The following is a 5,533-nucleotide window of genomic DNA, read 5'->3' on the forward strand; positions in this document are numbered from 1 at the left end:
GACGGTGTCGAAGTGACCGCTGACACCGAAAGCCGCGCCGCCTGAGAATGCGCGTCACCCAAATTCAAGCATAGCTCAAACAAAACGCATCTCAGGTTGCCGTGCTGAAACAACGATCACTTCCGCATCGGTTGCGTCGTTCTTCTGACGTTTAACAAAAGGCTTCACATACTGCGGTGCAATCAAACGCACCTCATGGCCTAGTATATGCATCTCACGTGCCCAGTAGCTCGAACTTCCACAAGCTTCAAAAACAACCGAGCTCGGCGGATGACGCGACATGAAATAGCGAAACTGATCTCGCGTCAGCCTCTTGCGGAAAATCAGCTCACCAGATCCAGTTGCACCGTGGAGCTGGAAAATGCGTTTTGCCAGATCCACCCCAACAACAATACATCCCTGTGCGGCGTGGGTTCTTGTATCTGGTCGCCATCATGGATTGGGCGACCCGCAAGGTCTTGGCGTGGCGGTTATCGAACACGCTGGATGCCAGTTTTTGTGTTGAAGCCTTGAACGAGGCAATCGCTAAATACGGCAAGCCCGAGATCATGAATACGGACCAAGGATCGCAGTTCACGGGAGCAGCCTGGATCACCACCTTGACAGAGGCAGATGTCAAAATCTCAATGGATGGTCGAGGTCGTTATCTCGATAACATCTTCATCGAACGGCTGTGGCGGTCACTCAAACAGGAGGCCGTTTATCTGCACGAATTACAGGACGGGTTCCAAGCCAAACGGATCATCGATAACTGGATCGGGTTCTACAACTCCGAGCGCCCTCACACCGCCCTTGATACGCGCACGCCGGACACAGCATACTTCACCCAAGCGGAAATAAGAAAAGCAGCATGACACCAACCCGATTACATCTTAGCTCAACCGCAAACCTGTCCTAAAAAGCAGGACCACCTCTACCCTTGGGGACAAGAGGGATCCACCGCAGCACATCCAAGTAGAAATCAACACTTTCGGGTTTTAGGCTAATGTTTAAGCCTATCAAAGCGTGCCAATCATATTCCAATCGCAAAAGTACCAACGGTACGGGTGAGCACAGCACGCGACAGCGGTTTAGTCAAAACATACGTCATGCCGTCCGCCAAATAAGCTTCTAGCTCCTCCGTCATGGTATTCGCCGTCAGGGCCACGATTGGCACATGTGCGCACGGCCCTTTGCCAGCTCGGATTTCACGTGTCGCCGCCCGTCCGTCCAAGACGGGCATGCTTATATCCATCAAAATCAAATCAAACGACTGTTCTTGCGCTATATCAACCGCCTCGCGCCCGTTATGCGCCTCCGTCACGGTGTGGCCTGCCGCATGCAGCATTTCGCGCGCGACAACTCGGTTGATCTCATTATCCTCGACCAACAAAATATGGTGGCTATTGTTGTCCTGCACTTCTGTGTCACGGTGCTCAGCCACATCCGGTGCCGCAATCGGTGTGATTGGAAAGCGGATACAGAATAAGCTACCAACACCCTGCACGCTTTTCACGTCGATTGTTCCGCCAAGCGCTTTGACAAAGCGCTTGGCAAGCCCCAGCCCCAAGCCTGTGCCTCCGACATCACGGCCATAAGAGCTGTCACCAGTGGCAAAATCGTCGAAAATCTGCGCCAGAAGTGCCTTATCCATCCCGATCCCTGTGTCACGGATTTTGATTTCAATTTCTGATCCGCCACCAATCGCTTCCAGCGTTACATCTACTTTGCCAGCATGCGTGAATTTGACAGCATTCCCGATAACATTCATCAAAACATGCTGAATGCGGTCACGGTCGGCATTGATCCAATCAATGGGAGGGCCGATCCATTTCCAATCCAGCACCGTATCGCGGGGCACAGCAGCACCGCTTTGATTGTCAATGATGTCTTGCAACAATATGCTAAGGCTCATAGCAACCGGCCACAGTGTAAACTTGCCCGCATCGTATTTCGTGATGTCCAGCACATCGGAAATATGGCTCATTAACAACTTGCCCGAAGTTTCTATATTCTGGGTATAGCGTTTTTGCTGCGCAGTGAGCGGTGTATCGTTTAACAAGGAAAGATTACCCAAAAGCCCATTCAAAGGCGTACGGATTTCATGGCTCATTGTGGCCAGAAACGAGGTCTTTGCCTTTTCACTAGCCAAGGCTTGGTCACGCGCGGCCGCCAACTCGGCTTTGGCGCGCTCGCGATGAGTAATGTCGCGCAGAAACGCGATATAGAGGTAGCCGTCTTCGGTCGCCGCAGCCTGCAACGAGACCTCAACGGGGAACAAAGACCCGTCGGCGCGCTTTGCCTCCAGCTTGACATGCCCTTTGCCAATGATCTGCTTTTCGTGACCATCTTGGGCTTGTTTCATCCTCTGTTCATACTCTGCGACGAGATGATCAGGCACAATCAAGCCGCTGATGGGCTTACCAATCGCCTCTTGGGCGCTGTAGCCAAAAATTTGTTCGGCTGCGGGGTTAAACTCTAGAATGTTCCATTCCTCATCGACCACGATGACCCCATCCAGCGCTGCAAGGATGACCGTATTCAACCTGTTGCTCGTCTCAGTCGCCTTGCGACGGTGACGAACAACTTGGCGGAGCAGCCGCGCTACATACAGCGCGGAAAGAGACAGAATAATAATAAGGCTGCCCATCCCCGCCACGATTTGTGTGAGCACGAACAAGAGCTTTGATCGCGTCTGATCAGCTTGTTCTGTGAAATACCGTAAAGCTAGCTTCGAGGATGCGCGTACGAATGGTTCTGCTGTTTTGGCCAAGGTTAAAAGGTCTGGCAAAGCGGCAGTCAAAGATTGATCATCGGCAGACATCCATGTAGCCGTTTCAAGTGAAAAACGCTTCAGTTCTGTCAACGCTAGGGAAAGTTCTGGTGTTGTTCGCATCGTTTCAAAGGAAGGTGCCGTCCGAATATATTCCAAGCGGTTGTGCAATATTTCAAATTTGTCCCGAAGGACTGGTAAATCCTGCAGTGGGTCGTGGATTAGCCGTGCCAATTCCAGTTTGTACGCCACAAATGCAAACTCTGCCTGCGCTGATGCCCATTCTGTTTTGCTTTTCGAAAACGAACTCAAGAGTCTTGCATCTCGGACAGCGTTTATAGACGCCATAGTAATGAGAACCACAACGGCCCCAATCAGCAATGCGCTGGCCCCGAAAATGTATTTTTTCGCCAATGAATTGATCTGGAACAATTCTATCTCCAATAACATCAATATTTATGGACGCGCGTAGTCAAACTTATGTCCAAATGTGAGACACGGGGACTGCAGGGGGCGTCATAGGATTAAAAGTTAAATACGAAACCGCTTTTTGCGCGGAAGGTCATTTTTTGCTGTGCGGTCAAAGCATGAGGATTAAAACATATGCCAGCGTTACCCGAAATGCGATGTCAACAGCTCCATAGACCACGACATCTCGGTTTTTTGCTGGTTAGGCTTTGGGTAACTGTTTCGACTTGGAGCTTAACCTTTTAATCGGTCATGCTGGGGTTGAACACGCTGTGAAATGGTGTCGAAGGCGGCTAATGCTTCCGAAGATTGAGTTCAACCAAGCGATGCTGCCAAATGCTGTTATTGTCGAACGCTTCCTCTACGCCCATTTCAAAAGAAGTTCGATTGATGGGGGCTCGCAATGAAACATCACAAATCGCCAAGCGCTCTGTCGACATATCATCGCGGGCAAAGCCACCTGATATTAGAATAATGGGCAATTGCGGATACTTTTCGCGTATGGTGAAGATCAGGTCGAATGTTAAATCCTCATCAGCTACCGAATCGATATCAACAACCAAGAGTGACGGTATGTTTCGGCCGCCCTTAAACGTCGAAATGACATTTTCCAAACTTGCCATGACATTTACACCAAGATTTATCGTTCTAAGAAAACGAATAGGCATAGCTAGCTTACTGGGCAAACCCGTGACTAAAACGGCGTAGCCGCTCACGTCATAATCAACCTCAACTATGCGACCAAGTGGGGGGGAATAGGTATGCGCAATTGCGTCTATTCTTGCCGTATGAGATGAATATTTAGCGGTGGCACCGCCGAATATTCCTTTTGCGATCTCGGCGCTGAGTGATTCAAGTTTTTTGAGCATGTTTAACCCCTTTCCCAAACACTACTCTGTTTGGCGCGGAGGGCCTGCTGCTCCTTCGATGAGTGAATTTCTCTTTAGGTTGATAAGGTATCTTTAGATGATCCGCCGATAGAATACCCCCACTGAAGCTTTCCAGTAAGCGATGGGGTGGACGCCCCCCGGCGGAATTTAATGTGCCAAGGTAGTGGGTGTTGAAACACCGCTACGAAGGAGAGCGTCCATGAACGAGGTTAGCATCATCGGCCTGGATTTGGCCAAGAACGTATTTCAGGCACACGGCGCCGGAGCTGATGGCTCGGTTATATTCCGCCGAAAGCTATCACGTGTGCAGCTGTTGAAGTTTCTAATGCAGCAGCCGTCTTGTGTGGTCGCGATGGAGGCCTGCGCGAGCGCCCATCACTGGGGCCGGGTAATCGGTGATCTCGGCCATGAAGTCCGGCTGATCCCACCGGCCAACGTGAAGCCATTTGTGAAGCGCCAGAAGAACGACATGGCCGATGCGGAGGCGATTGCCGAGGCCGCGTCTCGGCCAACTATGCGGTTCGTAGCGGTGAAGAGCGAAGAACAACAGGGGGCGGCGATGATCTATCGCACCCGCGATCTACTGGTTCGGCAACGCACCCAGACGATCAACGCGCTACGGGCTCATCTGGCCGAACAAGGCATCGTCGCGCCGACCGGTCCCGCCCATGTCGGACGCCTCGCCGCAGTCATCGACGGCGACGACGTCGCGCTGCCTTCGACGGTGAGAGATCTGGCGCGACTGCTTCTGGATCAGATCGCAGCTTTGAGCGGGAAGGTTGCGGATCTGGATGCTGAACTGCGCCGACGTGCGAGCGTCGACGATACCGCGCGCCGGCTGGCCACGATCCCGGGAGTAAGCCCGATCACCGCGGCGGCGATCACCACCTTTGCGCCACCTATGGAGACCTTCTCGAAGGGGCGCGATTTTGCGGCATGGGTCGGCCTCACGCCGAGGCAGCATTCAAGCGGCGGCAAGGAGCGGCTCGGGCGGACGTCGAAGATGGGCCAGCGCGATATCCGAAGACTACTGATCATCGGGCCCGTTGCGGTGGTTCGGTGGGCTGCCCGGAAAGGTGCGCCCGAGGGGTCATGGCTCGCGCGGATGCTGGAGCGTAAGCCGAAGATGCTGGTCGCCGTAGCGCTGGCCAACCGCATGGCCCGAACTGCCTGGGCGCTGATGCGCAAGGGCGAAGATTACAGAGATCCGGCGATGGCGACCGCATAGGTCAAAATCGCCGGTGTGTTGCCGCGGATGTGAGCAGGACGGAGGAACGTAAGGGCAAACGATCAAGAGATCGGATCGGGAGAACCATTATTCCGGACGACGCGCCTTCGAACGCGGGTATGCCCGCGACGACACACCTTTTGGCGAGAGCGGTCCCTCCATGGTGGCCTATCGCTTCGAGGACAGCCGCTCTGG

General features: G+C 53.1%; 3 protein-coding genes and 2 pseudogenes. 2 read left to right on the forward strand and 3 right to left on the reverse strand.

Annotated elements, in window-relative coordinates; all coding sequences use genetic code 11:
• Window positions 1-78 precede the first annotated feature (78 nt).
• A pseudogene (locus ACEN2J_RS20300) lies at window positions 79-393 on the reverse strand (IS110 family transposase); the annotation flags it as partial.
• On the opposite strand from ACEN2J_RS20300, the pseudogene ACEN2J_RS20305 reads away from it, so the two are divergent.
• Window positions 393-854 (forward strand): annotated as a pseudogene (locus ACEN2J_RS20305) (transposase); the annotation flags it as partial. The pseudogenes ACEN2J_RS20300 and ACEN2J_RS20305 sit on opposite strands and share 1 nt — an antisense overlap.
• Before the next feature lie 158 nt (window positions 855-1,012).
• Here the strand turns inward: ACEN2J_RS20305 and ACEN2J_RS20310 are convergent.
• Complete coding sequence (locus ACEN2J_RS20310) at window positions 1,013-2,653, reverse strand: ATP-binding protein (RefSeq protein WP_442108504.1); 1,641 nt, start codon at window positions 2,651-2,653, stop codon at window positions 1,013-1,015.
• A gap of 860 nt (window positions 2,654-3,513) precedes the next feature.
• Window positions 3,514-4,089, reverse strand: coding sequence for a hypothetical protein (locus ACEN2J_RS20315; protein ID WP_442108506.1), 576 nt, complete (start codon window positions 4,087-4,089; stop codon window positions 3,514-3,516).
• A 220-nt stretch (window positions 4,090-4,309) separates the two neighbouring features.
• On the opposite strand from ACEN2J_RS20315, the gene ACEN2J_RS20320 reads away from it, so the two are divergent.
• The gene (locus ACEN2J_RS20320; protein WP_442108508.1) at window positions 4,310-5,338 is read left to right on the forward strand and encodes an IS110 family transposase; all 1,029 of its coding nucleotides are present in this window, start codon (window positions 4,310-4,312) and stop codon (window positions 5,336-5,338) included.
• Window positions 5,339-5,533: the final 195 nt, after the last annotated feature.

The sequence above is a fragment of the Pseudorhodobacter sp. W20_MBD10_FR17 genome (assembly GCF_052119765.1).
Taxonomy (GTDB): Bacteria; Pseudomonadota; Alphaproteobacteria; order Rhodobacterales; family Rhodobacteraceae; genus Pseudorhodobacter.

Bases quoted from the DNA above. Each gene is read 5' to 3' on its own strand.
- ACEN2J_RS20315 (WP_442108506.1), bottom strand. From the start codon at position 4,089: ATGCTCAAAAAACTTGAATCACTCAGCGCCGAGATCGCAAAAGGAATA.
- ACEN2J_RS20320 (WP_442108508.1), top strand. From the start codon at position 4,310: ATGAACGAGGTTAGCATCATCGGCCTGGATTTGGCCAAGAACGTATTT.